The following is a 22,326-nucleotide window of genomic DNA, read 5'->3' as shown; positions in this document are numbered from 1 at the left end:
ATAACGATAAGGAAGGAGACAAACCATGACGCTGCATCGTAGAAGATTCATGCAACTCGCCTGTGCTCTGGCCGGGGCGCCCGCCCTGGCACTGGCCCAACAGGCGTATCCCAGCCGCGCCATCCGGATGGTGGTTCCCTTCACGGCGGGTTCCACCACCGACGTGATCGGCCGGACGGTGGCCGAACAATTGGAAAAGCGGCTGGGCCAGCCGGTGGTGGTCGAGAACCGTCCGGGCGCAGGCGGCGTGCTGGGCGCGACCCTGGTCGCTGGGGCGGCAGGCGACGGCTATACCGTCCTGGTCCATTCGGCCGCGCATCTGGCGAACCAGTCGTTGTACCCCGGCTTGAAGTACGACACGTTGAAGGACTTCATCCCCGTGACCATGCTGGCGTCCATGCCGAACGTCATCGTGGCGGCCAGTGCGCGCGAATTCAAATCTTTGCGGGACCTGGTCGACCGCGCCTGCGCGGAGCCGGACCAATACACCTACGGCTCGTCAGGCAGCGGAAGCGGCGCCCATATCGCCGGCGAGAAATTCAATGCGGCAACCGGCATCAAGGCGATCCATGTGCCGTACCGGGGCACCCCCGAAGCCGTGAACGACGTGATCGCAGGCCGGGTCGACTGGTTTTTCCTCCCTTTGCCCTTGGCGCTGCCGATGGTCAACGCAGGCAAGCTCACCGCGCTGGCGGTCAGCGCGGATGCGCGTGCCGCCGCGCTGCCGAACGTGCCGACCACGGCAGAAGCGGGATTCGGCGGCGCGGACCAGAAGTTCTGGGTGGGCATGTTCGTGCCGGCTTCCATCTCCGGTCCGGTGCTCGACACGCTGCATTCGGGCGCGGTCCAGGCGCTGAGTTCGGATACGACCCGACAACGGTTCGACGGCCTGGGCGTCGAACCCGCGCCGATGCCGCAGCAGCAGTTCGCCGAACTGATCCGCGTCGAAATGGAAACCACGACCCGCCTGATCCGGGACGCAGGCATCCGCGCGGGCAACTAAAGCAAGGGGGAGGGGACATGACATTAATGATGAGAATGGGATTATTGGGCGCCTGCGCCATTGCGGGGCCGGCAGGTGCGCAATCGGCCTCGGTGACGGTGTTCGGTCATATCGACACGAACGTGACCAGCGCATCGGCGGGAGGCTCGTCCAAGATCGGCCTGGATCAGGGCGGCTACATGCTTCCCAGCCGTATCGGCATTCGCGGGACGGAGGGGCTGGGCAACGGCAATTCGGTCGGATTCTGGCTGGAAGCGCCCATCCTGCCGAACTCCGGCGGGCCGCAAGGGCTGACTTGGAGCCGCAGGTCGACCATCAGCCTGATCAATGACCGGTACGGCGAGCTGCGGCTGGGCCGCGACTACACGGCGGCGTTCTGGAACGTGTCGTCCTTTTCGCCATTCGGCACCGTCGGGGTGGGCGGCAGCAGCAACATCATCAAAGGCTGGCCGCTGGGCCTGGACAATGCCAAGACGCTGTCGCGCGCCAGCGATATGGTCGCGTACTTTCTGCCCAAGAACCTGGGCGGGGTGTACGGCCATATCAACTATGCCCGCGACGAAGACAAGTCGGGCGCGGGCTACGCAGGGGGCCGGCTGGGGTTCCAGTCCGGGCCTGTCAACATCGCGGCGGCGTATGGCAGCACGTCGCTCGGCCGGGATGATTATGAAACGGCGACCTTGGGCGGAACCTATGATTTCGGCGTCGTGAAGCTCTTCGCCAACTATCTGCGGCAATCGGTCAAGGCGGAACGTCAGCACGTCGCGCTGGCAGGGGCCATGATCCCGGCGGGGCGAGGCCAAGTGAAGCTGTCTTACTCGCGTTCCACCCAGACCGGCGCGTCGGACGGCGACAATGCCCAGCAATTCGCGCTGGGCTATGTGCATCCGCTCAGTAAGCGCACGGTGCTGTACACCGCAATGTCGTTCATCAAAAACGATGGCAACGCGGCGTTCGTGACGGGCGACGTGGCGCCGGAAGGCGTGCCGGGCGAGAACTCCAGAGGGTTCCAGGTCGGCATCAGCCATTCCTTCTGAGCGCCAGCGCAGCGCTACCGGACGGGCGCGCCAGCCGCGGCAGGCAGCGCGCCCGTATCATGCACGGGCTTGCCGCCCAGCAGGGTCAGCACCGAACGGACCGTGTGGATGCGGTCGGCCGGCATGGTCAGATAGGCCTGATCCAGCACCGCCAGATCCGCCAGCTTGCCGACGCCCAACTGGCCCCGGTCCGTTTCGTCGAAGGCCAGCCACGCCGCCTGGCGCGTATACATCGCCAAGGCTTCCTCGCGCGAAAGGAGCATGTCGGGGCGGCGCTCGGCCGAGCCGCCGATCGCCACGCCTCGGACGTGGTATTCGATGGCCTGCCAGACGCCGGCCACCCCGATCCGCGTGGAATCCGTGCCGCCCGCCACCGGAACGCCCAGGTCCAGGGCAATCCGCACAGGGGGTGAGATATCGCTGACGGTCGCGGCATTGGCTTCCCGGATCGCCGCCCCTTCGAAATAAGGCCCCATCTGCACCGTGTAAGCCAATCCCAGGCGCGCCATGCGTTCCAGCGTGCGCCGGCTGCCGGTATTCAAGTGCGCGATGGACCAGCGCAACGGGCGCAGATCGTGGTCCCGCCCCACGGTCTCGAACGCGTCCAGGATGGCGCTGGCGGCGTCATCCGTATAGGCGTGGATCTCCAAGGGTATGCGGCGTTCGGCGGCGAACCGGGCGACCTGGACGAGTTCCTGCCGCGCGCCGGCGGGAGGATCGAACCCCGGGCCCATGCGCACTGCGTCGTTCATCGCGGTGACGAGGTTTTCGCCCAGGCCCAGGAACGCGATTTCGCCATCGTCATGCCGTGGCGGACGGAAGGCCATTACGCCGCGAAACCAGTCGGCCTCGCCGCCCGGGCGCATGGCTGAAACCCGGTAGCCGGCGCGCACGGTGAGCTGGCCGCGGTCGCGCAACGCGAACAAGGGCTCGTAGGCGTCGGGCGCGCCGGCGGAGGGATCGATGAATCCGGTCAGTCCGCGGGCGTTCATCGCGCGCAGGAACGCAAGCAGGCCCGCTTCGCGATCGGCGGTATGGCTCAACCGGGCGAACAGCGCATTGAATGGGCCGACGCCGCCCAGCAGCTTTCCGGTGGCGCGGCCCTGCGCATCGCGCTCGACGGTGATGCCCGCCAGGGACGGCGGGCGCGGGAGGTCCAGCCCCAGGGCCTCGATGCCGCGCGTGTTCAGCAAGGCATAGTCATAGAGATATTGCACGTAAGCGGGATGGCGCGGCGCCGCGCGATCCAGGTCGTCCAAGGTAGGCGGACGGCGCTCCTGGAACTGCTGCGGATGCCACGATCCGACTACGGCCACCCAGTCGCCCACGGGCCGGGCGGCGGCGTCCCGTTCCAGCCGGCCCAGGGCATCTTCCAGGCTTGGCGCGTCGTACCAATAGGTTTCGAATGCGTAGGTTTGACCGCCGCGAATCGCGTGGATATGGGTATCGATCAGCCCGGGGATGACGGTTCTTCCCTGCAGGTCCAGTTGGCGCGTGCCGGCCCCGACGTGCCGTTCGACCACGCTGTCGTCGCCGATCGCAACAATGCGTTCGCCGCGGATGGCTACTGCGGTGGCGTTCGGCGCCGACGGATCCATGCTCAGGATCGCGCCATTGCGCAACACCAGGTCTGCCTCCTGCGCGTAGGCGGCGTACGGAAGCAGGGCCGCCAACGCCAGGATGACCGATCCATATCTTGTATTCATTGCTTGTCTCGTATTGTGGTTGAACATCAGTAGCGCCAAAGCGCCTCCAAACCGAAGAAATGCAGGGTGTCGGCGCGGCCGGTATCGCGGATGAAGCTGCCGGGACGGAAGACCGAATAGGCCGCCTCGAAACTCAAGTGCCGCGATACCGTCCAGCCCAGCACGGCGTCTGCCTGCGCTCCGATGTAGCGCGCGCGGCTGCCCCCGGCCGGGCGCAACACGTTGCCCGCCACGCCGTACACGCCGTCTTGCAGGCTCTGACGCCAGTAAAAAACCGCTGCCGCGCCAAGCGACCACCCTGATCCCAAGTCCAGCGTCAGCGCCGGGTGAAGATTGATCAGGTTGGACGGGCCGATTTGCCCGGCTTCGCCGAAGTACTTGCCTTGGGGAAAAAGGACGTTGAACGTCTGGAGCGATGCGTCGTCCGGGTTCCGGTCGCCGCTGATGACGTTGGCCTTCAGGCTCAGGCGCGGGCGCAACGGCACGCTGGCGAAGGTGTAGCCGGCATGGCTGGCCAGCGACCATGCCCGTACCGGTGCGCCGGCGAAGTCGCCGTATTGGTAGACGCCTTCCAGATCCCAGTCCCAGCCTGCGCGCTCGCCGAAATAGCGCAGGCCCGCGGTATTGCGGCTTTCCGGGCCGGCGCCTTGGTTGTAGCGGGCGGCGCTGCTGGACAAGTTCAGCAGATAGGCGTCCAGGCCGGTGCCGGCCTGGACGCCGGGCTCGGACCAGGTCGCGTAGAGGCCGCCGAGTTTCCGGTCCCGGTCGGCGCGGTCGTGGAAATCGTCAGGGTCGTTGCGAACCGGGCGCACAAGAAAGGCGTCCACGCGCAGGGCGGACGCCTGCCAGCTGGCCATGCCGCCGTCAAAGGCGCGCAACACGTTCGGCCCGTACCGTGCCGAGATCAGGCGTTCGCTGCCGTAGGCCATGACCTGGCGCCCGGCGCGAAGCGTCAAATCGCCGCCGGAGCCAGAAAGCGAGATATCCGCAAACGCCTGCAGCACATCGTTGCCCGTATCGTCGGGCGGACCGACGGAGGCTGCGTCGCGGTTGGTCTGCGTCAGGGCCAGTTGGGTGAACGCGCGGAAGTGACGGCCGGCCTTGAGATCCGCATAAGGCAAGAAGCGGTACAGCGCGTAGCCTTCGTCCGGCACGGCGGCGGCGCCGAATTCATTGTTTTGGTAATGCTCGTATCGCGCGCGCACCTCGGCGCCCAAGGTCAAGCCTACGCCGCTTCCCAGGCGCAGCCATTTCCCGCGCTCGCCCCAGGCGCCCGTGCGATGGGCGGGATCGTCCAGATAGCGGTAGTCCTCGGTGTAGCGCCAAGGGTCGATGGAGGGCAGGGGGGGCGTCTGATCCGCGCGCGAAATCGCCGGCACGGCCAGCGACGCGGCGGCTAACGAGAGGAAGGCGCAGCGAGCGATGCGTAGATAGGAAAACAGGGTGATGCCATCTGGGATATGCGGGATGGCGGTGACGATAAAATACGGACAATAACTCCGGTAGTGCCGATTTTTGGCATCATAGTTCTACATTCAGAACACTGCGCCCGATATGCACGATCTCAACGATTTTTACTTTTTTGCCCAAGTCGTCGACCACGGCGGGTTCGCGCCGGCGGGGCGCGCGCTGGACATCCCCAAATCCAAGCTCAGCCGCCGGGTGTCGATGCTTGAAGACCGGCTGGGCGTGCGGCTGATCCAGCGGTCGACGCGGCATTTTTCAGTGACCGAAATCGGGCAGACCTTCCACACGCATTGCAAGGCGATGCTGGTCGAGGCCGAATCCGCCCACAACGCCATCGAGCAGACTCGGAGCGAGCCGCGCGGCATCGTCAGGCTGGCGTGCCCGGTGACCTTGCTGGATACCCGGGTCGGCGAGATGATCGCGGATTTCATGGTGGAGCACCGCGGGGTCGAGGTGCACCTGGAGGAAACCAACCGCCGTGTCGATCTGCTGGCCGAGAACATCGATGTGGCGATACGCGTGCGGCCGCCGCCGTTGGAAGACTCCGAACTCGTCATGCGGGTGCTGGCCGAACGGCGGCAATGCCTGGTGGCCAGCCCGTCGCTGCTGGCGCGTTTCGGTTCGCCCCGGACGCCGGCGGATTTGCCGACGTTGCCCAGCATGGAGCTTGGCCGGCCGCAGAGCCAGCATGCCTGGAACCTGCTGGGGCCCGCAGGGGAAATGGCGGAAGTCCATCATCAGCCCCGCCTGGTGACGCGCGGCATGCTGACATTGCGTACCGCCGCCTTGGCGGGTGTGGGCGTCGTGCAATTGCCCAAGATGGTGGTGCGGGACTTCGTTGAAAGCGGCGCGTTGATCCACGTGTTGCCCGACTGGGCGCCCCGCGCGGAAATCATCCATGCCGTATTTCCGTCCCGCCGCGGACTATTGCCTTCGGTGCGCGCGCTGATCGACTTTCTTGTGCTGCGGTTCCGGCAAATCGATGAAGAGTAATAACCCTGCGGGTACATCGATGGAAAGCGGCTTTTAGCCTTGTCGCGATTTATCGCCTGATGCTAATCTCATTCGGCCGTTATCCGAAAAGCGAAATCATGCAGGGGTTTTGCCATGTCATTTCAGTCGGTATACATGACGCAGGTGTATTCGGGTTTCGAACCGTCGCAGGCGTTCGACGTCGTGTACGGCGGCCGCTTCGAACACCGACTGCTCTCGTCCCGGGAAACCATGCTGCAGCATCAGCGGCTGATCCTCGGCGACCTTCGCCTGGAAACCGGGTGCTACGACTTTCCCGTGATTGCGCAGGGGTGCATGCCTGAAGACGGCATTTGCATCGGGTTCATGGCTGAAGGCGGGGACCAGACCAAAGTCAACACCACGTTGATCGGCGCCGATGACATACAGGTCTATCCGGCAGGCCTGGAGCTGCTTTATCACGCATCCGGACCGTCACGCTGGGTGAATTTCACCGTTCCCGAAGCCGTGCTCCAGGTGGGGGCAACGCGCAGGTTAGGGATTACGCTCACGCTGCCGCGGCAAGCCGCGCAATCGCTGCACCTGGATGCGGGCCGCCGCCGCGCCTTGACGTGTCTGGTCGATGACGCGCTGAATGTGGCTAAACGCGCGCAATCGTCAGGGGGGATGGACCCGGATCTGGCTGCCGTGATCCACGAGTCGCTCCTGAACGGCTATCTGGACGCGCTGGGCAATGCGACGCCCGCGCAAGCGGCCGCGCGCTCGGTCGTCGAACAGCGCCATCACCACTTGATTTCCGCCTGTGAGCGCCTGGTGCTCTCGGGCGAAGACGCCGATGTCGCGTTGGCCGAGATCGCACGGCGCAGCGGCTACAGCCTGCGTTCGCTGGAATTGATCTTCCGGCGCAGCGTGGGCATGACGCCGGGACGATGGTTCATGACTGCCCGGCTCAATGGTGCGCTGCGGGACTTGCTTGCCCACGGCCAGACGCGTAGCGTGTCGGAGATCGCCACGAAATGGGGCTTTCGGCATATGTCCCGCTTCGCCCAGTACTTCCGGCAAGCATTCGGCGAGTCGCCGCGCGACACGCTGCGGCGGGCTCGTAGCTAACGTTAACAAAAAGCATCCGGAAGATTTCGCTTTTCGGATATCGCCAATAATCGCTTAACGTTATTTTTACTGCACGCACCGAACGGCTGAGAGGTGGGTCCATGGAGGAGAATTATCGGCAAGTCAAAGCGCGCATACGCACGCTTGAGGCACAGGCAGAACGTCTGCGTCGCCAGGAACTGCAGATCATTCTTGTCGACATGCGGCAGAAGATCAAGGAATATGGAATAAAACCAGACCATTTGTTTGGCCCCGATCTTTCTGACCTGGTCCGGTATCGCCATCCCGAGACAGGCCAGACGTGGAACGGCATTGGCCGTCCGCCAAACTGGATCCGGGGCAAGGACCGCCACGCTTACAGCGTGGAATGATTGTCCGGCCACGCCGGGCAGTGCGCTTTTTGAAGGTCTCCGTCGGCATTCGCCGAATGCATTTCCGATTCAGCGTGACAAGCAGTTCGTGATACCCATGCGCCAGCGTACCGGCGCGCCGTTTCGTTTCCATAGCAGTACGGAGGGGCACGTGAAGCAGCAACTGAAAGTTGGATTGACGATAGCCGGGGTCCTGCTTGGCGCCAGTGCGCTGGGCGCTTATGTCGCGGGCGTCAGCCTCACGCCAAAGCCCACGGCCGTGGTGGCCACGCTGGGCGACGGCAAGCAGGGGCCGGCCGGCATGGCCTGGATTCCGCCCGCGGAATTCCTGATGGGCAATAACCACAAGCTCTCGCAACCGAACGAACTGCCCCCGCATAGCGTTCGGGTAAGCGGATTCTGGATGGACACCCACGACGTCACGAACGCGGAGTTCCGTCGTTTCGTCGACGCCACGGGCTACGTGACGACCGCCGAGCAGAAGCCGAAGTGGGAAGACCTGAAGGTCCAGCTGCCTCCGGGCACGCCGCGTCCGGACGACAGCCTGCTTGTGCCGGGCGCCATGGTCTTTGTGGGATCCGAAACCGAAGTGTCGTTGCGCGACTACAGCCGGTGGTGGCGGTTCGTGCAAGGTGCAAGTTGGCGTCAACCGCAAGGTCCGGGCAGTAGCATCGACGGCAAGGACGACCACCCGGTGGTCCAGGTGTCGTACGAGGATGCGCAGGCGTATGCCAAGTGGGCGGGCAAGCGCCTGCCCACGGAAGCGGAATGGGAGTTCGCCGCGCGCGGCGGCCTGGAGCAGGCGACCTATGCCTGGGGCAACGAACTCAGCCCCGACGGCAAACCCATGGCGAACATCTGGGATACGCAGCAGCAGCAACCGTTCCCGGTGGTCAAGGACGAAAAGATCCAGGTCGGCACGACGCCGGTGGGTACGTTCCCCGCCAACGCCTACGGCCTCTATGACATGGCGGGGAATGTCTGGCAGTGGACAGCCGACTGGTATCGCGCCGATGCGTTCCGCATTCAGGCCCAGTACCGCCAGCCGCCGCAGGACCCCGCAGGGCCTGCCGACAGCTTCGACCCCGACGACGGCAACGTCCCGGCCTCCGCGCCGAAGCGCGTCACGCGCGGCGGCTCTTTCCTGTGCAGCGATACGTACTGCATCAGCTACCGGGCCAGCGCGCGGCGGGGCACCGACCCCTTGAACGGGATGTCTCACCTGGGCTTTCGCACGGTGATGACGCCCGACCAGTGGAAGCAGGCGCAAACCCGCCCCGGACAAGTCGCCAGCCGTTGAGCCCTCGCCGGGCTGCCCGGCGAGCTGTACCCGTTTTGCATTTGACGAAAGGGATAAGCATGGCGCAGCGCGATGGAATTCTGGCGTTGGAAGCGGCGATTTCTCAAGAGGTCTTGGGGCAGGAAGCGGTAATACGCCAAATGCTGATCGCGTTGGTGGCCGACGGCCATGTGCTGCTTGAGAGCCTGCCCGGGCTGGCCAAGACGCGCATGGTCAAGGCCCTGGCCGCGCACCTGGCGGCGGACATGAGCCGCATCCAGTTCACGCCGGACCTGCTGCCTTCGGACATCACCGGCGCCGATGTGCTGCAGCAGGATGCGGAAGGGCGCAATCACATCGCGTTCCAGTCCGGACCGCTGTTCGGCAACCTCATTCTGGCCGACGAGATCAACCGCGCACCGGCGAAGGTGCAATCCGCGCTGCTGGAAGCGATGGAGGAAAGGCAGATCACCGTCGGCGGCAACACGCGGAAGATGCCGGCACTGTTCATGGTGCTGGCCACGCAGAACCCGATCGAGCAAGAGGGCACGTATCCCTTGCCCGAGGCGCAGATGGACCGCTTCCTGATGAAGATCAAGCTGGACTATCCCGGCGCCGAGGACGAAATGGCGATGCTGGCGATGCTGAGGGGCACGCCACAGGATGCTGGCGCGGGCGCGCAACCCGACGCGGCGCGCATTTCGCAGGAGACCTTGTTCGCATGCCGCGCCGAAGCGGCGGCGGTGCACGTGGCGCCCGCGGTGGACCGCTATACGGTGGATCTTGTGAACGCCACGCGCCGCGCCGCCGACTACGACGCGGATCTGGGCCGATGGATTCAAGTCGGCGCCAGCCCGCGCGGCGCGATTGCCCTGGACCGTGCGGCCCGCGTGCACGCGTGGCTGGAAGACGCCGACTTCAGCGCGCCGGACGACGTGCGCGCGGTGGCCCACGCGGTGCTTCGCCATCGCTTGCATCTTTCCTACGACGCGGTGGCGGACGGAATTACGGCCGACCAGGCCATCGACCGGCTTCTGGACGTTGTCGCCGTGCCGGCATAGGGGTCGCCCGCCATGAACCGCACGCCGCACCCCGTCCACCCGCCGCTGTCCGAACTGGTCGCGCTGGAGGCGGCCGCAAGCGGATTGTCGTTCCTGGCGAATCAGCCGCTCAGCAGCGTGCTTGCCGGCCCGCATGGGTCGCGCCTGCGGGGCAGGGGGCTCGATTTCGCTGAACTTCGACGCTACGTGGCAGGCGATGACCTGCGTCGCCTGGATCTGCGCGCGTCCTTGCGCTACGGCAAACCGTTTGTGCGGTCGTATACCGAAGAACGGGACCGCCCGGCGATGATCGTCGTCGATCAACGCATGAGCATGTACTTCGGATCGGTGCGCGCGTTCAAGTGCGCCGTGGCGGCGCGACTTGCGGCGATAGCGGCCTGGATCGCCTACCGAGGAGGGGACCGCGTCGGGGGGCTGGTGTTCGACGACGCCGGGTGCAGGGCATTCAAGCCGTTGCGCAGCCGCGACCGGGTCCGCGCCTTGCTGGCCGAAGTCGCCCGGGCGAACGCGAACTTGTCTGCGGCCCAGCCGGATGCGCCCGCCGCGCAAGGGCTGAACCGCGCATTGCGCGGCGCGCTGCTGAACGCGCCGCACGATTGCCTGGTCTGCGTCATCAGCGATTTCGCCGGCGCGGACGAGGAGACACTGCGCACGCTGCGCCTGCTGGCCGCACACAATGATGTGTTGGCCATGCTGGTGTTCGATCCGATGGCGCAGCAACTGCCCCGCAGCGGACGGTTGGCGGTCACGCAGGGCGAACTGCAGTTGGAAGTCGCCGTGGGCCGGCAACGCGAGCGCGAGCCGCTGGCGCATTTCTTCAGCGACCGCCTTCGCCAGGTGGCTGAACTGCTGCGCCGCAGCCGCGTGCCGCTGCTGTCCATCGACACGGCGGAAGATGAACTACCGCAGCTGCGTCGCGAGCTCGGCAAGCAGGCGACGGCGCCGGCCGGGGCACAGCGACAGGGAGCCCGAGGATGAGCGACGCGCTGCCAGGCCTGGACCAGTTGCGCGAACTGCCGTTGCCAGCGGCCGTGTCCTACTGGCCCCAGACTTGGGGGTGGGCCGTCCTGGCCGTCGTGCTGGTGGTTGGCGGCGCATGGGCCGGAGCGGCCGCGTTGCGCCGCCGCCGCCGCAATCTGTACCGCCGTCAGGGGCTGACGGCGCTGCGGCGACTGGCGCAAGACGTCGCAATCGATCCGTTGGCGGCGCGCGGCTTGCCGGCGCTGCTCAAGCGTGCGGCGCTGGCCGCCCAACCGCCGGGCGGGCGCGCCGACGTGGCGTCGCTGAGCGGCGAGGCGTGGCTGGCCTACCTGGAGCGCGCGGTGCCGCAAGGCTTTCCAAAGGACTCCCCGGCACTGATGCGCTTGCTGGCGTACGCCCCGGACGAGGCGGTCCGTGGGCTGGACAGCGCAACGGTTTCGCAATTGATCCGCGCAAGCCGCGAGTGGATGGTGAAGCATCATGTGGCGGCTTGAATATCCCTGGTTGCTCGCCGTCGCGCCGCTGGCGCTGGCCGCCTATCGCTGGCTGCCCGCCTATGTGCAGCAGCGCAACGCGCTGCGCGTGCCGTTCTTCGATTCCGTCGCCGCGATTACGGGGCAGTCCCCGTCGCGGCCGGGCGTGCGGGCCAGCCCGGGCCAGCTCTGGCTGAACGTCGCGGTCTGGCTGCTGATGGTGTTGGCGCTGGCGCGTCCGCAATGGGTCGAGCCGCCGCTGACGCACACCGAAGCGGTTCGCGATGTCCTGCTGGCCGTGGACATCTCGCAGTCGATGGACACTGCCGATTTCCGGAATGCCCAGGGGCAACCTGAATCAAGATGGAAAGCCGTCAAGGCCGTGGTCGCGGACTTCATCGCCAAGCGCGCGGACGACAGGCTCGGGTTGATCGTGTTCGGCACCAGCGCGTATCCGCAGGCCCCCTTGACGGGCGACCACGTCGCGTTGAGCCTGCTGCTGGACCGGACCGCCGTCGGCATGGCTGGCCCCAACACCGCCATTGGCGACGCCATCGGCCTGGGTATACGGATGCTGGATGCCGCCAAGGAACGCGACAAGGTGTTGATCCTGCTGACCGACGGCAATGACACCGGAAGCGCGGTGCCGCCTGCGCGCGCCGCCGCGTTGGCGGCCCAGCACCACATCATCGTGCATACCATCGGCATCGGCGATCCCGCCGCGACCGGCGAAGACCGGGTCGACTTCGGCGTGCTGGAAGGCATCGCCCGCGCCACCGGCGGCCAGTTTTTCAAGGCCGAAGATCTGGCCAGCCTGCAATCGGTGTATGCCACGCTGGACCGCATCACGCCGCAAGAGGTCAAGACGTTGCGGCATCAACCGAAGCGGGATTATTTCTGGTTGCCGCTCGGCCTGGCCCTTTGCTTGCTGGCGGCCTGGCACGGCGTGGCCGCCATCGCCGCATGGCGATCCCGTCGCGCGCCGGGCGCGCGCGGACGGCGGACGGAAGAGGGGGAAGCATGGACCTCGACCTGAGCGCCTTTCATTTCCTGCGCCCCTGGTGGTTGCTGGGCCTGCTTGCCGCGGCGCTGGCCTGGTGGGTCCGGCGCGGCGAAGGAGATGCCACGGGGCGCGCCAGCCAGATTTCTCCCGTGCTGTTGCCCTACCTGATCGTGCGTTCTCCGGGCAGCCGCGGGCCGCGGCCGATCGACGCGCTGGGGTTGATCCTGGCCATCGGGGCCATCGCCGCCGCAGGCCCGGCATGGCATCGCGACCAGCCTGAGTTCCTGGACAATGTGGCGCCGCTTATCGTGGCCGTCGCGCTGGGGCCGTCCATGGACGGCGCGGATGTCCCGCCCACGCGGCTGGAAGCGGCAAAGCATCTGGTGCGCGATCTGGCCGCCCGCCGCGCCGGCGCCAAGACGGGCCTGATCGCCTACTCGGGCACGAGCCACCTGGTATTGCCGCCGACCGACGATACGTACCTGCTGGACCTGTTTACCCAGGCATTGGCGTCCGATCTGATCGGGCCGCAAGGGCGCGACGCGGCAGGCGCGATCGCGTTGGCAGCGAAAGTGCTGGCGGCCGAGCGCGCCGGCGGCACATTGCTATTGCTGACCGACAGCGCCGATGCCGGCAGCCTGGACGCGGTACGCCAGCGCGCGCAAGCGGCGGCCGACCTGCAAGTATTGGTGATGGCGGTGGGTCAATCGGGCTTGGACAAGGACGCGTTGCAAGGCCTGGCGCGGGCGGCGGGCGCGCCGCTGGGCAGTCTTTCCGCCAGCCCCGACGACCTGGATTGGATCACGCTGCATGCGCAGCAGCATTTCCAGGCCGTGCAGGATGCGCAATCCGGCGCCATTCACTGGAAGGACGCCGGCTATTGGCTCTGCTGGCCGCTGGCGTTGTTGGCCTTGTTGGCGGTGCGGCGCGGTTGGAATGTGGCGTGGACGGCCGCGATCCTGATCGCCGTGTCGGTGGGCGCGCCGGCTGAATCACGCGCGAATCCGCTGGCCGACGCTTTCCTGACGGCGGACCAGCAGGGGCGCCTGGCGTTCGACAAAGGCCGCTTCGAAGAAGCCGCCACGCTTTTCCAGGATCCTTACTGGAAGGGGCGGGCCGCCTACCAGGCAGGCAAGTACGCTGACGCCTTGGCCGCGTTTTCAAAGGTGGCAACCCCGGAGGGGGCTTTCTACGTGGCCAATACCCAGACGCGCCTGCGGCAATACGACGCCGCATTGGCCGCCTACGACCACGCCCTGGCCTTGTCGCCGGGTTGGGAGGCCGCCGCGGTGAACCGGGGCATCGTCGAGCGCCTGTTGGCGGCGATGAGCCAGGAACAGCAGGGCGACCAGGCCGATCCACCGGATCAGACGATCGCGGACAAGACGGCAAAGACGGGCAAGATGGTCGACGTGCCCGTCGCCCAGGCCACGTCCGACGACGTCTGGTTGCGCAATCTGACGCTGTCGCCGACACGCTTCCTGCGCGGCAGGTTCGCCGTCGAAGATGCGGCGGCGGGAGGGCGCCCATGAGCTGCATGCACCGGATGCTCTGGTTCTTGACGCGCGGCCGAGCCGGCTGGTTTGGCCTATCTGGTCTCTTCGGCCTGCTTGGCCTCGTTGTCTCGCTTGGCCAACCTGCGGCCGCGCAAGATGCGCCGGCCCTGCGGGTCACGGCCACCTTGCAGGCGCCGTCCGAAGTGCGCGTGGGCGCGACGGTGCAGTTGCAGCTTGAGGTGTTGACGCCGACCTGGTTCACGCAACCGCCGGTACTGCCTGCGCTGGATATCCCGGGCGCCCTGGTGACGCCACCGCAAGGCGAGGGCGAACTGGTGCGCGACACCGTCGGCGGCGTGTCCTATAGCGGCGTGCGCTACACGTATGTGCTCAGCCCGACGGCTGCGGGCGCCATGCAAGTGCCGGCCTTGGCGGTGACGGCCAAGGTGGGCCCGGGGGGCCAGGAAGCATCTGGGGCGAGCAAACCCGTTTCGTTTTCCGTGCTGCCGCAGACGGCGGCCGCCGGGCAAGCGATGGCGGCCGGAAAGATGGAAGTGACCCAGGACTTCTCGATGGCACCGGACCCGTTGATCGTGGGCGGGCGGATCACGCGGTCCGTCACGCAGCGGGCCGACGGCGTGCAGGCGATGCTGCTGCCCGCCGTGGCGCTGCCGGACCTGCCGGGGTTCAAACGCTACCCGCGCGAACCCGAGGTGACCACCTTGGACGACGGCCGCGGCGGTTTCGTCGGGGGCCAGCGGATCGACCGTGCGGATTACGTCGCAGAGGAGGCGGGCACGTTCCGCCTGCCGCCGCTGACCGTGAGATGGCGCGACGGCGCGACCGGCCAACCCGCTAAATCGGAGTTGCCAGGACGCGAATTCACCGTGGCAACGGCGCCCGCCGTCACGCCGCCGTTCTCGCTGACGGAAGACCTGGCCCGGTTGCGCCACGGACTACGCTGGGTCATCCCGGCCGCATGGCTGGCATGGGGCGCAGGCCTGCTGGCGGCCCTTGCCGCCCTGTGGCTGACCTGGCCTTGGTGGCGGCGCCTTGCCGCGGCATTGCGCGCCCGCGCAGCGCGCGCGGCAGCGGCGCGCCGCGCCAGCGAAGCTTGGCATTGGCGCGCATGGCAGCGTGAGACCCGTCGGCAGACCGCGTCGCTCGGGACGTTCTATCGCTGGCTGCGCGTGGCGACAGGCGCGCAGGACTTGCGCGCGGCCGTTGCGCCGTTAGGCCAAACCCCGCGGCAGACGGCAGCGGCCGTGCTTCGGGACGCCTATGGCGGCGCGTCGCAACCGGCTTCGGCATGGCGCGGCGTGCTCGCCAAGTCATCGGTTCAATGGAGGCTCGCATGGCGGGGACGTCATGTGACGGCGCCCGCGCATGCCTTGCCGGGCGACTTGAATCCGGTTCAAGCAGGAAGAACAGCAACGGCGCAAGATGCGCAAGGAAGCCAACGATGAAAAGAACGACTGAAAGACGGCGTGGCTGGGCGGGGTGGCTGGCTTCGGCGTCCATCGCGCTGCTGTTGACGGCTTGCGCCTCGCCGCAGAAGGCGTCGCCCACGCAAGCAGACTTGCCTTCTTGGAACGACGGCCCATCGCGCACCGCCATCGTGGATTTCGTGCATGCGGTGACTCAACCGGGCAGTCCGGACTTTGTCGCGGCCGAGGAACGCATCGCGGTGTTCGACAACGATGGCACGCTGTGGTCCGAGCAACCCCTGTATTTTCAGGTGCTGTTCGCGCTGGACCGGGTCAAGGAAATGGCGCCGGCGCATCCGGAATGGGCCAAGCGCCAGCCGTTCAAAGCCGCCATCGAAGGCGACAAAGCCGCCTTGGCGAAAGCCGGGCAGGAGGGGCTGCTGAAGATCGTGGGCGCGACGCACACCAGCATGACCGTGGAGGATTTCACGCAAAGCGTGACCCAATGGACCACGACCGCGCGGCATCCGCGGTTCAACCAGCCCTACACCTCGATGACCTATGTGCCGATGCGCGAATTGCTGGACTATCTGCGCGCGAACGGCTTCAAGACCTACATCGTGTCGGGTGGCGAAACCGAGTTCATGCGGCCGTGGGCACAGGCGGCCTATGGGGTGCCGCCGGAGCAGGTCATCGGCAGCGGGTTCGCCACGACGTTTGAAATGCGGGAAGGCAAGCCGGTGCTCTGGCGCCAGGGCAAGCTCGAGTTCAATGACGACGGTCCGGGCAAGCCGGTGGCCATCCAACGCTACATCGGCCGCCGCCCGCTACTGGCCTTCGGCAACTCCGACGGCGACCTTCAGATGTTGCAGTGGACGACCGCTGGCGCGGGCAAACGCTTCGCCGGGATCGTGCACCACACCGACGCGCAGCGCGAATGGGCCTATGACCGGGATTCCAGCGTCGGGCGATTGGACCGCGCGCTGGACGAAGCCCAGCGCAGCGGCTGGACGGTTGTTGACATGAAGACGGAGTGGAAACGGATATACGGGTTCGAAAAGCCTTAAGCAAGCGTGATTTGGGAGTACATGGCCCTTTTGGGCGAGGAGAGCAGTCATGAAAGCAAGACGATGGTTGGGCGCGGCGCTGGTGGCCGCGAGCGGACTTGCGGTGATGGGCGGCGCGTATGCGCAAGCCCAGAATGCCCAGTCCAGCCCGCAGGGGCAAACGTCCGGCAAAAAGCCGAACATCCTTGTCATCTTCGGGGATGACGTGGGGCAGGGCAACATCAGTGCGTATACGAAAGGGGTCGTGGGCTACAGGACGCCCAATATCGACCGCATCGCCAACGAGGGTGCGATTTTCACCGACTACTACGCCGAAAACAGTTGCACGGCGGGCCGGTCGACCTTCATCACCGGCCAGTCGGCCCGCCGCACGGGCTTGTCGAAGGTCGGCATCCCGGGAGCGCCCGTGGGGCTGCAAGACCGCGACATCACGATCGCGCAAGCCTTGAAGGGCCAAGGCTACAACACGGCGCAGTTCGGCAAGAACCACCTGGGCGACCGCGACGAATACCTGCCTACCAAACACGGTTTCGACGAGTTCTTCGGCAATCTTTATCACTTGAACGCCGAAGAGGAACCCGAGCGGCCGTACTTCCCGAAGAATCCCACTGACCCGGTGATCAAAGCCTATATGCCGCGTGGGGTGATCAAGGCGTCGGCCGACGGCAAGATCGAAGATACCGGCGCGTTGACCACCAAGCGCATGGAAACCATCGACGATGAGACCGTGGGCGCGGCGCTGGACTACCTGGACAAGCACGGAAAGGCGGAAAAGCCCTTCTTCCTGTGGATGAACACCACCCGCATGCACTTGTTCACGCACATCCGCGACGAACATAAGGGCAAGAGCGGCATGCCCGGCAACGACTATGCCGACGGCATGTGGGAGCATGACCAGGATGTTGGCAAGCTGCTGAAGAAACTGGACGACTTGGGCATCACCAAGGACACCATCGTGATCTACACGACGGACAACGGGCCCAACCAGTTCAGTTGGCCGGATGCCGCCACGACGCCATTCCGCAGCGAGAAGGACACCAACTGGGAAGGCGCCTTCCGCGTTCCGGCGATGATCCGCTGGCCAGGCCACATCGAGCCGGGTACGGTCAAGAACGACATCGTCTCGGGCATGGACTGGTTCCCGACGCTGCTGGCGGCCGCTGGCGACGACGGGGTGAAGGAGCGGTTGCTCAAGGGCTGGCGGCCCAACGGCGCCAACCGGGACTTCAAAGTGCATCTGGACGGCTATAACCAGTTGGCCTACCTGACCGGCAAGAGCGACAAGAGCGCGCGCGACGACTTCTATTACTTCAACGATGACGGCCTGCTGGTCGCCATGCGGTTCGAGAACTGGAAGGTCGTGTTCTGCGAACAGAAGTCGCCCGGCGGGTTCGCGGTGTGGAAGGAACCTTTCGTGTGCCTGCGCGTGCCCAAGGTGTTCAACCTGCGCATGGACCCGTATGAGCGCGCCGACATCGTCTCCGACCAGTACAACGACTGGCTGACGAAGAACGCGTACCTGGCGTTCATCGGATCCGCCAAGGCCGGCGAGTTCCTGCAGACCTTCATCGACTGGCCGCCCAGCCAGAATCCGCCCAGCTTCAGTACCGACCAGGTGCAGAAGGAAGTGGATAAGAAGATCGAGGAATACTTCGAACAGCAGGCGAAGAAGCAGGGCAAGTAAGCAGTAAGGGGCGGGCGCGGCTTTGCGGCCGCGCCCGCCCCTGGTAGTTTGGTGGACCGATATTAGGAAGAGGACAACACGATGAATGCATCCGCGCGCCCGATGAAGGCTATCCCTGCGGCAGGCGCGGCCTTGCTTGTCCGGACGGCCTTGTGGCCCGCGGCCGCGCTGTTGGCCTTGTCCGGCGTGGCATCATTGATTTTCCAGATCCTGTGGATCAAACAACTGTCGCTGATCGTCGGCGTCGAAGTGCACGCGATCGCGGCTGCGGTCGGGGCATTCTTCTTGGGGCTGGCGGCGGGCAGCTGGGTGCTGGGGCGTCGGGCCGACCTGTCCGCGCGGCCGTTCCTGCTGTATGCGGGCATTGAAGTGGCCATCGCCGTCCTGGGCGTGGGCGTGACCGCCGTGCTGGCGCTTGGCGCACCGGCCTTTGCGCGCGGCGAGGCGTTCAGCCCCTTGCTGGCCTGGCTTGCCATCGTATTGGTCGTCGGCATCGCGCCCTTTTTTATGGGCGGGACCTTGCCGGTGCTGTTGCGCGCGACCGGTGCGGGACGGGTCGGCCGGGCAGGCGCCACGCTCTACGCCGCCAACACGGGAGGCGCAATCATCGGCGCCTTGCTTCCCGCCTTTCTCCTTATCCCCGCGTTTGGGGTGCGCGGCACTGCCTGGGTGGCCGCCGGCCTGAATCTGGCCGCCGCGCTGGGCGCGTGGGCGTTGGCCCGGCAGAGCTGGCCCACAGCCCGGGAAATGCCGCCGCCAGACGTGACAGCGCCTGCGCCGGCCTTGTCTCGTGAAGCCCGGGCGGCGCTGGGGCTGTACGCGGCCGCGGGCGCGGTCGCAATGGGTTATGAAGTGCTTTGGTCACAGATGGTGGTGCCCTTCATGAGCACCCGGGCGTTCGCGTTCTCGATCGTGCTGGCGGTCTATCTTGCCGGCTTGGCGCTGGGCGCGGCGCTGTATGCCCGCTGCGAACGCTGGCTGGGCGACCCGTGGCGCGTCTTCGGGTTCCTGGTGGCGGGCGCCGGCCTGATCGCGCTGGTCGAAGCCGCGCTGTTGGGACGCTGGCTGATCAGCGCCCAAAGCCTGGCCGAAGCGTCCATTCTGCGCTGGACCGAAAGCAATATGGCCGGCATGAGCGGACGGTTCGCCGTGGCGGCCGGCGCCGTGGTGCTGTTGCCCACGCTGCTGCTGGGCGCGGCCTTTCCGGCGGTGTTGCGCATCGCCGTGCCGCCGGAATGCCGAGGGCAGGGCGCGGGCGCGGTGCTGGCCTCGAACACGCTTGGCGGCATCGCGGGAACCGCGTTGACGGGGTTCCTGCTGCTGCCGCAGCTCGGCACGGTGCGCAGTCTGGCGCTGCTGACGGTTATCGCCTGCTGCATTGGCGTCGCGGCGATCTGGCGCGCGCCATCGTCATCGTCGTTGGCAAAAGGATTGGGCGTGGCATTCACGGGCGCGGCCATCATCCTGGGCGTTGCGATGCCGGTCGACCACCTGGCCCGTCTCTTGCCGGGCGCGCAAGGGGGCAGCCTGGTCTTTTACGAGGAAAACCATGGCGGCACGGTCGCGGTGGTGGAGCAAGGGAAGGGCGACCGGCGCTTTCATCGCCTCTATATCCAGGGCGTTTCCAACTCCGGCGACGCGATGCCGTCGCTGCGCTACATGCGCCTGCAAGCGCTCCTGCCCTTGATCGTGCACGCCGGCGAACCCCGCTCCGCCTTGGTGATCGGCTACGGCACCGGCATCACGGCCGGCGCCTTGTCGCGTTATCCGGGCCTGGAGCGCAGGGTGGTCGCCGAACTGCTGCCCGGCGTGCTTCACGCCGCGCCGCTGTTCAAGGGCAGCTACGGGGCGTCGAAAGACCCCGGTCTGGAGGTGCGGCTGAAAGACGGGCGGCGGGAACTGTTGGGCAGCGCTGAACGCTACGACCTGATCACGCTCGAGCCGCCTCCGCCGTCGGCCGCAGGCGTGGTCAATCTTTACTCGCAAGACTTCTATTCCCTTGCCGCCGCGCGGCTGAACCCGCAGGGCATCGTCGCGCAGTGGCTGCCGCTGCCCACGCAGAATCTTGACGACACTCGCTCGCTTGTGGCCAGTTTCATCAACGTCTTTCCGCACGCCTCCCTTTGGACGACCGAGTTCCATGAAATGCTGATGGTGGGGTCGATGGCTCCGTTGCCGTTGGATCCCGCCCGCATCGCCGCCCGATTCGCCGACCCGAAAGTGAAGGCGGCGCTTGCCGAGGTCGGGGTTGCGTCGCCGGCCGCGCTGCTGGCCACCTGGGTGACCGACCGCGACGGCCTGGTGCGCTTTGCCGGGGAGACGCCTGCGGTCACCGACGACCGTCCGGCCATTGAATACGCGACCTGGGTACGCCCAAGGGAAGTCGCGCGCACATTGCCGGCCTTGCTTGCCGAACGTAGCGAGCCGCCGCTGGGCACCGTGGACGCCGCGCTGACGCAGGAGATCGATCGCGAGCGCAGTGCGCTGGACTCGTTCTACGAAAGTGCGCTGGCAGCCTATGAAGGCGACCGCGATGGATGGGCGCGCAACGGAGCTCGGTTGGCGGCAGCCAGCCGCGACAACTCGTATCTGCGATGGTTTACGGGCGGAAAGGCCGACTAGAGCCAGGTTCGGCGAGCGGCCGGAAGGCGCTGCTTCGCCGTACTAGGTGAATTACGCATTCTTGGCAACTTCGGTACCTGCTGCGTGGACGCATTTTGAACGTTGGACCGAGCAGCGAGTCCAAACGCCTCCATTTTCAGGTCGGAAGTGTTGCACGGACACATCGGGCGTCGTTGTTGCGCTTGTTGTATGTGGCGACGCAACACCGTTGAACCACTTGTGGCCGTCGCCCCTAAAATGGTCTCCCATCGAATTGTTGGATTCCACGGAATGCGCTCTGGTCCTATAACGGCCAGGAACAACGACGGCATGCGCGCAGATTGACGTTCTGAACGCTGGGGAAATGATCAATGCCGACCACAACGCGGTCGTCGTTCGCGGTCACGAACCATTCTCGTGTGTACATGCAGACAAGGCCAGATGACGTCCGACCAGCGACGCGCGATCGCGCGCCTCGGGCTGCCTGTTGGACGACGATCAACTCTCAAGTTTCGGCAGTTTGTATGCACCTTTAACCACGGACGCGCCCGGCATATAGATGCGCGTGCATGTCCAGAAAGGCGCGGTAGGAATGATCAGTTCGTTGGCGTGTTTGCCCTTGCCGTACTCGCTCTCAGGCACGAAATAGATGTCGAACGTTTTCCCGTCTGGGTTCAGTTTGATTTCGCTGTTACTTATCGTGGAGCCCTTGTCGGTCTTCAGGTACTGGTCGTCGCCATAGACCGTTACGGAATAGAAGCCGAGCTTTGGGTCGCTCATCTCGGGCACGGCGAAGGTCGCCTTGTAGGTCTTACCCATTTCAACCTTGTGCATCGCGGTCAGATAGACGGCGTCCTTGTCGGGCAGCAAGCCGGTGGCGATTGCCACGCCGCGGTTGCGGGCTTCCGTGGAGACGGGGTGATCCACCGTTCCCATGGTGCCCGTGACCCCCTGTTTCTGTGCTTCGGCCACGTATTCCTTGTGAAGCTTTTCGAACTCCGCCTTGTTCCAGTTCGTGACCTTGAACGACTTCGGCTTGTAGCCGTTCAGAAACTCGATTTTCAACTGATCCTGGAAGTCGTTCACCTTTTTCACATCTGCCGGGTCCGCGGCGTTGACCTGCATCCGCACATTCGCGTAGAAAAAGTCGGTGGTTTTCGAAGCGGGAATGACGTAGCGGCCAGGACCATAGAACACTTTATAGGTCACGTGGTTGTGCTCCATCACGTGCAGCGACATGTAGCGCCCGTCGTTCTCAGGCAGGGTGATTGCGACGTCTCCACTACCATCAAGAATCGCAAAGGAATAGACGGTGTCCCTGTTCATCAGCGGTGCTGGCTGTTCATCAAGCGGCATCGGTTTGCGGTGATGGTTCCAGGTATTGTCGGCGCCTTGCGAGAACTCCTTCTGCATCGCGTAGTCCGTCATCGCCTGCGAGAAATTCTGCTTGGTGACGCTGACGGTATCCTGGGCGACAGCCGAACCCGCCAGGAGCGAAAGGGCCAGGCAGGCGAGGGCAAGGGATTGCTTCCTAATCATTGGCGTACTCCTTTCTTTAATACGTGCGATCTGTTTCGTGCGGTCTCGA

Annotated in this window: 18 protein-coding genes; 15 read left to right on the top strand and 3 right to left on the bottom strand. The window is 65.7% G+C overall.

All coding sequences use genetic code 11. The annotated features are described in order from the left end of the window. Positions 1-25: 25 nt before the first annotated feature. Positions 26-1,003, top strand: a complete 978-nt coding sequence (locus A9973_RS03830) for a tripartite tricarboxylate transporter substrate-binding protein (protein ID WP_183012444.1) — start codon at positions 26-28, stop codon at positions 1,001-1,003. Between the two features lie 17 nt (positions 1,004-1,020). After that, a complete protein-coding gene (locus A9973_RS03825; RefSeq protein ID WP_183012443.1) occupies positions 1,021-2,040 on the top strand; it encodes a porin in 1,020 nt (339 codons plus the stop codon). A gap of 14 nt (positions 2,041-2,054) precedes the next feature. On the opposite strand, the gene A9973_RS03820 is transcribed toward A9973_RS03825, so the two are convergent. After that, a complete protein-coding gene (locus A9973_RS03820) occupies positions 2,055-3,746 on the bottom strand; it encodes an amidohydrolase (protein ID WP_183012442.1) in 1,692 nt (563 codons plus the stop codon). Positions 3,747-3,772: 26 nt separating this feature from the next. Then, positions 3,773-5,125 carry an alginate export family protein gene (locus tag A9973_RS03815; protein WP_220805352.1) on the bottom strand — a complete coding sequence of 451 codons (1,353 nt, stop codon included), beginning with the start codon at positions 5,123-5,125 and terminating at the stop codon, positions 3,773-3,775. Positions 5,126-5,300: 175 nt separating this feature from the next. Between A9973_RS03815 and A9973_RS03810 the strand changes: the two genes are divergently transcribed. The 13 genes from A9973_RS03810 (at position 5,301) to A9973_RS03750 (ending at position 20,759) form a co-directional block, all read left to right on the top strand. Beyond that, positions 5,301-6,206, top strand: a complete 906-nt coding sequence (locus A9973_RS03810) for a LysR family transcriptional regulator (protein WP_183012441.1) — start codon at positions 5,301-5,303, stop codon at positions 6,204-6,206. A gap of 114 nt (positions 6,207-6,320) precedes the next feature. Further along, positions 6,321-7,295 carry a helix-turn-helix domain-containing protein gene (locus A9973_RS03805; protein WP_183012440.1) on the top strand — a complete coding sequence of 325 codons (975 nt, stop codon included), beginning with the start codon at positions 6,321-6,323 and terminating at the stop codon, positions 7,293-7,295. Positions 7,296-7,396: 101 nt separating this feature from the next. After that, entirely contained in the window at positions 7,397-7,666 is a 270-nt protein-coding gene (locus A9973_RS03800; RefSeq protein WP_183012439.1) for an H-NS family nucleoid-associated regulatory protein, read from the top strand. A gap of 151 nt (positions 7,667-7,817) precedes the next feature. Then, a complete protein-coding gene (locus tag A9973_RS03795) occupies positions 7,818-8,966 on the top strand; it encodes a formylglycine-generating enzyme family protein (RefSeq protein WP_183012438.1) in 1,149 nt (382 codons plus the stop codon). 59 nt (positions 8,967-9,025) lie between these two features. Then, positions 9,026-10,006 (top strand): MoxR family ATPase, encoded by a 981-nt coding sequence (locus A9973_RS03790; protein ID WP_183012437.1) that lies wholly within the window; start codon positions 9,026-9,028, stop codon positions 10,004-10,006. A 12-nt stretch (positions 10,007-10,018) separates the two neighbouring features. Continuing rightward, the gene (locus A9973_RS03785; RefSeq protein ID WP_183012436.1) at positions 10,019-10,984 is read left to right on the top strand and encodes a DUF58 domain-containing protein; all 966 of its coding nucleotides are present in this window, start codon (positions 10,019-10,021) and stop codon (positions 10,982-10,984) included. Beyond that, entirely contained in the window at positions 10,981-11,481 is a 501-nt protein-coding gene (locus A9973_RS03780) for a DUF4381 domain-containing protein (protein WP_183012435.1), read from the top strand. Before A9973_RS03785 ends, A9973_RS03780 begins: the two co-directional genes overlap by 4 nt. Next, positions 11,468-12,496: a VWA domain-containing protein gene (locus A9973_RS03775; RefSeq protein ID WP_183012434.1), complete on the top strand. Its 1,029-nt coding sequence runs from the start codon at positions 11,468-11,470 to the stop codon at positions 12,494-12,496. Before A9973_RS03780 ends, A9973_RS03775 begins: the two co-directional genes overlap by 14 nt. Next, the gene (locus A9973_RS03770; RefSeq protein ID WP_183012433.1) at positions 12,481-13,995 is read left to right on the top strand and encodes a VWA domain-containing protein; all 1,515 of its coding nucleotides are present in this window, start codon (positions 12,481-12,483) and stop codon (positions 13,993-13,995) included. Before A9973_RS03775 ends, A9973_RS03770 begins: the two co-directional genes overlap by 16 nt. Beyond that, positions 13,992-15,425, top strand: coding sequence for a BatD family protein (locus A9973_RS03765; RefSeq protein ID WP_183012432.1), 1,434 nt, complete (start codon positions 13,992-13,994; stop codon positions 15,423-15,425). The genes A9973_RS03770 and A9973_RS03765 overlap by 4 nt, the downstream gene beginning before the upstream one ends. Continuing rightward, on the top strand, positions 15,422-16,453 hold the full coding sequence (locus A9973_RS03760) for an HAD family phosphatase (RefSeq protein WP_183012431.1): 1,032 nt from the start codon (positions 15,422-15,424) through the stop codon (positions 16,451-16,453). The genes A9973_RS03765 and A9973_RS03760 overlap by 4 nt, the downstream gene beginning before the upstream one ends. A gap of 49 nt (positions 16,454-16,502) precedes the next feature. Beyond that, entirely contained in the window at positions 16,503-18,137 is a 1,635-nt protein-coding gene (locus tag A9973_RS03755; protein ID WP_183012430.1) for an arylsulfatase, read from the top strand. Between the two features lie 81 nt (positions 18,138-18,218). Further along, positions 18,219-20,759 carry a fused MFS/spermidine synthase gene (locus A9973_RS03750; protein WP_255469011.1) on the top strand — a complete coding sequence of 847 codons (2,541 nt, stop codon included), beginning with the start codon at positions 18,219-18,221 and terminating at the stop codon, positions 20,757-20,759. Positions 20,760-21,236: 477 nt separating this feature from the next. Here A9973_RS03750 and A9973_RS03745 read toward each other — a convergent pair whose 3' ends face one another. Continuing rightward, entirely contained in the window at positions 21,237-22,277 is a 1,041-nt protein-coding gene (locus tag A9973_RS03745) for a DUF1254 domain-containing protein (RefSeq protein ID WP_183012429.1), read from the bottom strand. Between the last annotated feature and the right edge of the window lie 49 nt (positions 22,278-22,326).

Origin of the sequence: Achromobacter sp. UMC46, assembly GCF_014170335.1 — a bacterium.
Taxonomy (GTDB): domain Bacteria; phylum Pseudomonadota; class Gammaproteobacteria; order Burkholderiales; family Burkholderiaceae_B; genus Achromobacter.
The sequence above is the reverse complement of the archived record's forward strand: the minus strand, read 5'-3'. Positions and strand labels throughout refer to the sequence as shown.

Coding starts and splice junctions, on each gene's coding strand:
- A9973_RS03830 (WP_183012444.1), top strand. CDS start 26: ATGACGCTGCATCGTAGAAGATTCATGCAACTCGCCTGTGCTCTGGCC.
- A9973_RS03825 (WP_183012443.1), top strand. CDS start 1,021: ATGACATTAATGATGAGAATGGGATTATTGGGCGCCTGCGCCATTGCG.
- A9973_RS03820 (WP_183012442.1), bottom strand. CDS start 3,746: ATGAATACAAGATATGGATCGGTCATCCTGGCGTTGGCGGCCCTGCTT.
- A9973_RS03810 (WP_183012441.1), top strand. CDS start 5,301: ATGCACGATCTCAACGATTTTTACTTTTTTGCCCAAGTCGTCGACCAC.
- A9973_RS03805 (WP_183012440.1), top strand. CDS start 6,321: ATGTCATTTCAGTCGGTATACATGACGCAGGTGTATTCGGGTTTCGAA.
- A9973_RS03800 (WP_183012439.1), top strand. CDS start 7,397: ATGGAGGAGAATTATCGGCAAGTCAAAGCGCGCATACGCACGCTTGAG.
- A9973_RS03790 (WP_183012437.1), top strand. CDS start 9,026: ATGGCGCAGCGCGATGGAATTCTGGCGTTGGAAGCGGCGATTTCTCAA.
- A9973_RS03785 (WP_183012436.1), top strand. CDS start 10,019: ATGAACCGCACGCCGCACCCCGTCCACCCGCCGCTGTCCGAACTGGTC.
- A9973_RS03780 (WP_183012435.1), top strand. CDS start 10,981: ATGAGCGACGCGCTGCCAGGCCTGGACCAGTTGCGCGAACTGCCGTTG.
- A9973_RS03775 (WP_183012434.1), top strand. CDS start 11,468: ATGTGGCGGCTTGAATATCCCTGGTTGCTCGCCGTCGCGCCGCTGGCG.
- A9973_RS03770 (WP_183012433.1), top strand. CDS start 12,481: ATGGACCTCGACCTGAGCGCCTTTCATTTCCTGCGCCCCTGGTGGTTG.
- A9973_RS03765 (WP_183012432.1), top strand. CDS start 13,992: ATGAGCTGCATGCACCGGATGCTCTGGTTCTTGACGCGCGGCCGAGCC.
- A9973_RS03760 (WP_183012431.1), top strand. CDS start 15,422: ATGAAAAGAACGACTGAAAGACGGCGTGGCTGGGCGGGGTGGCTGGCT.
- A9973_RS03755 (WP_183012430.1), top strand. CDS start 16,503: ATGAAAGCAAGACGATGGTTGGGCGCGGCGCTGGTGGCCGCGAGCGGA.
- A9973_RS03750 (WP_255469011.1), top strand. CDS start 18,219: ATGAATGCATCCGCGCGCCCGATGAAGGCTATCCCTGCGGCAGGCGCG.
- A9973_RS03745 (WP_183012429.1), bottom strand. CDS start 22,277: ATGATTAGGAAGCAATCCCTTGCCCTCGCCTGCCTGGCCCTTTCGCTC.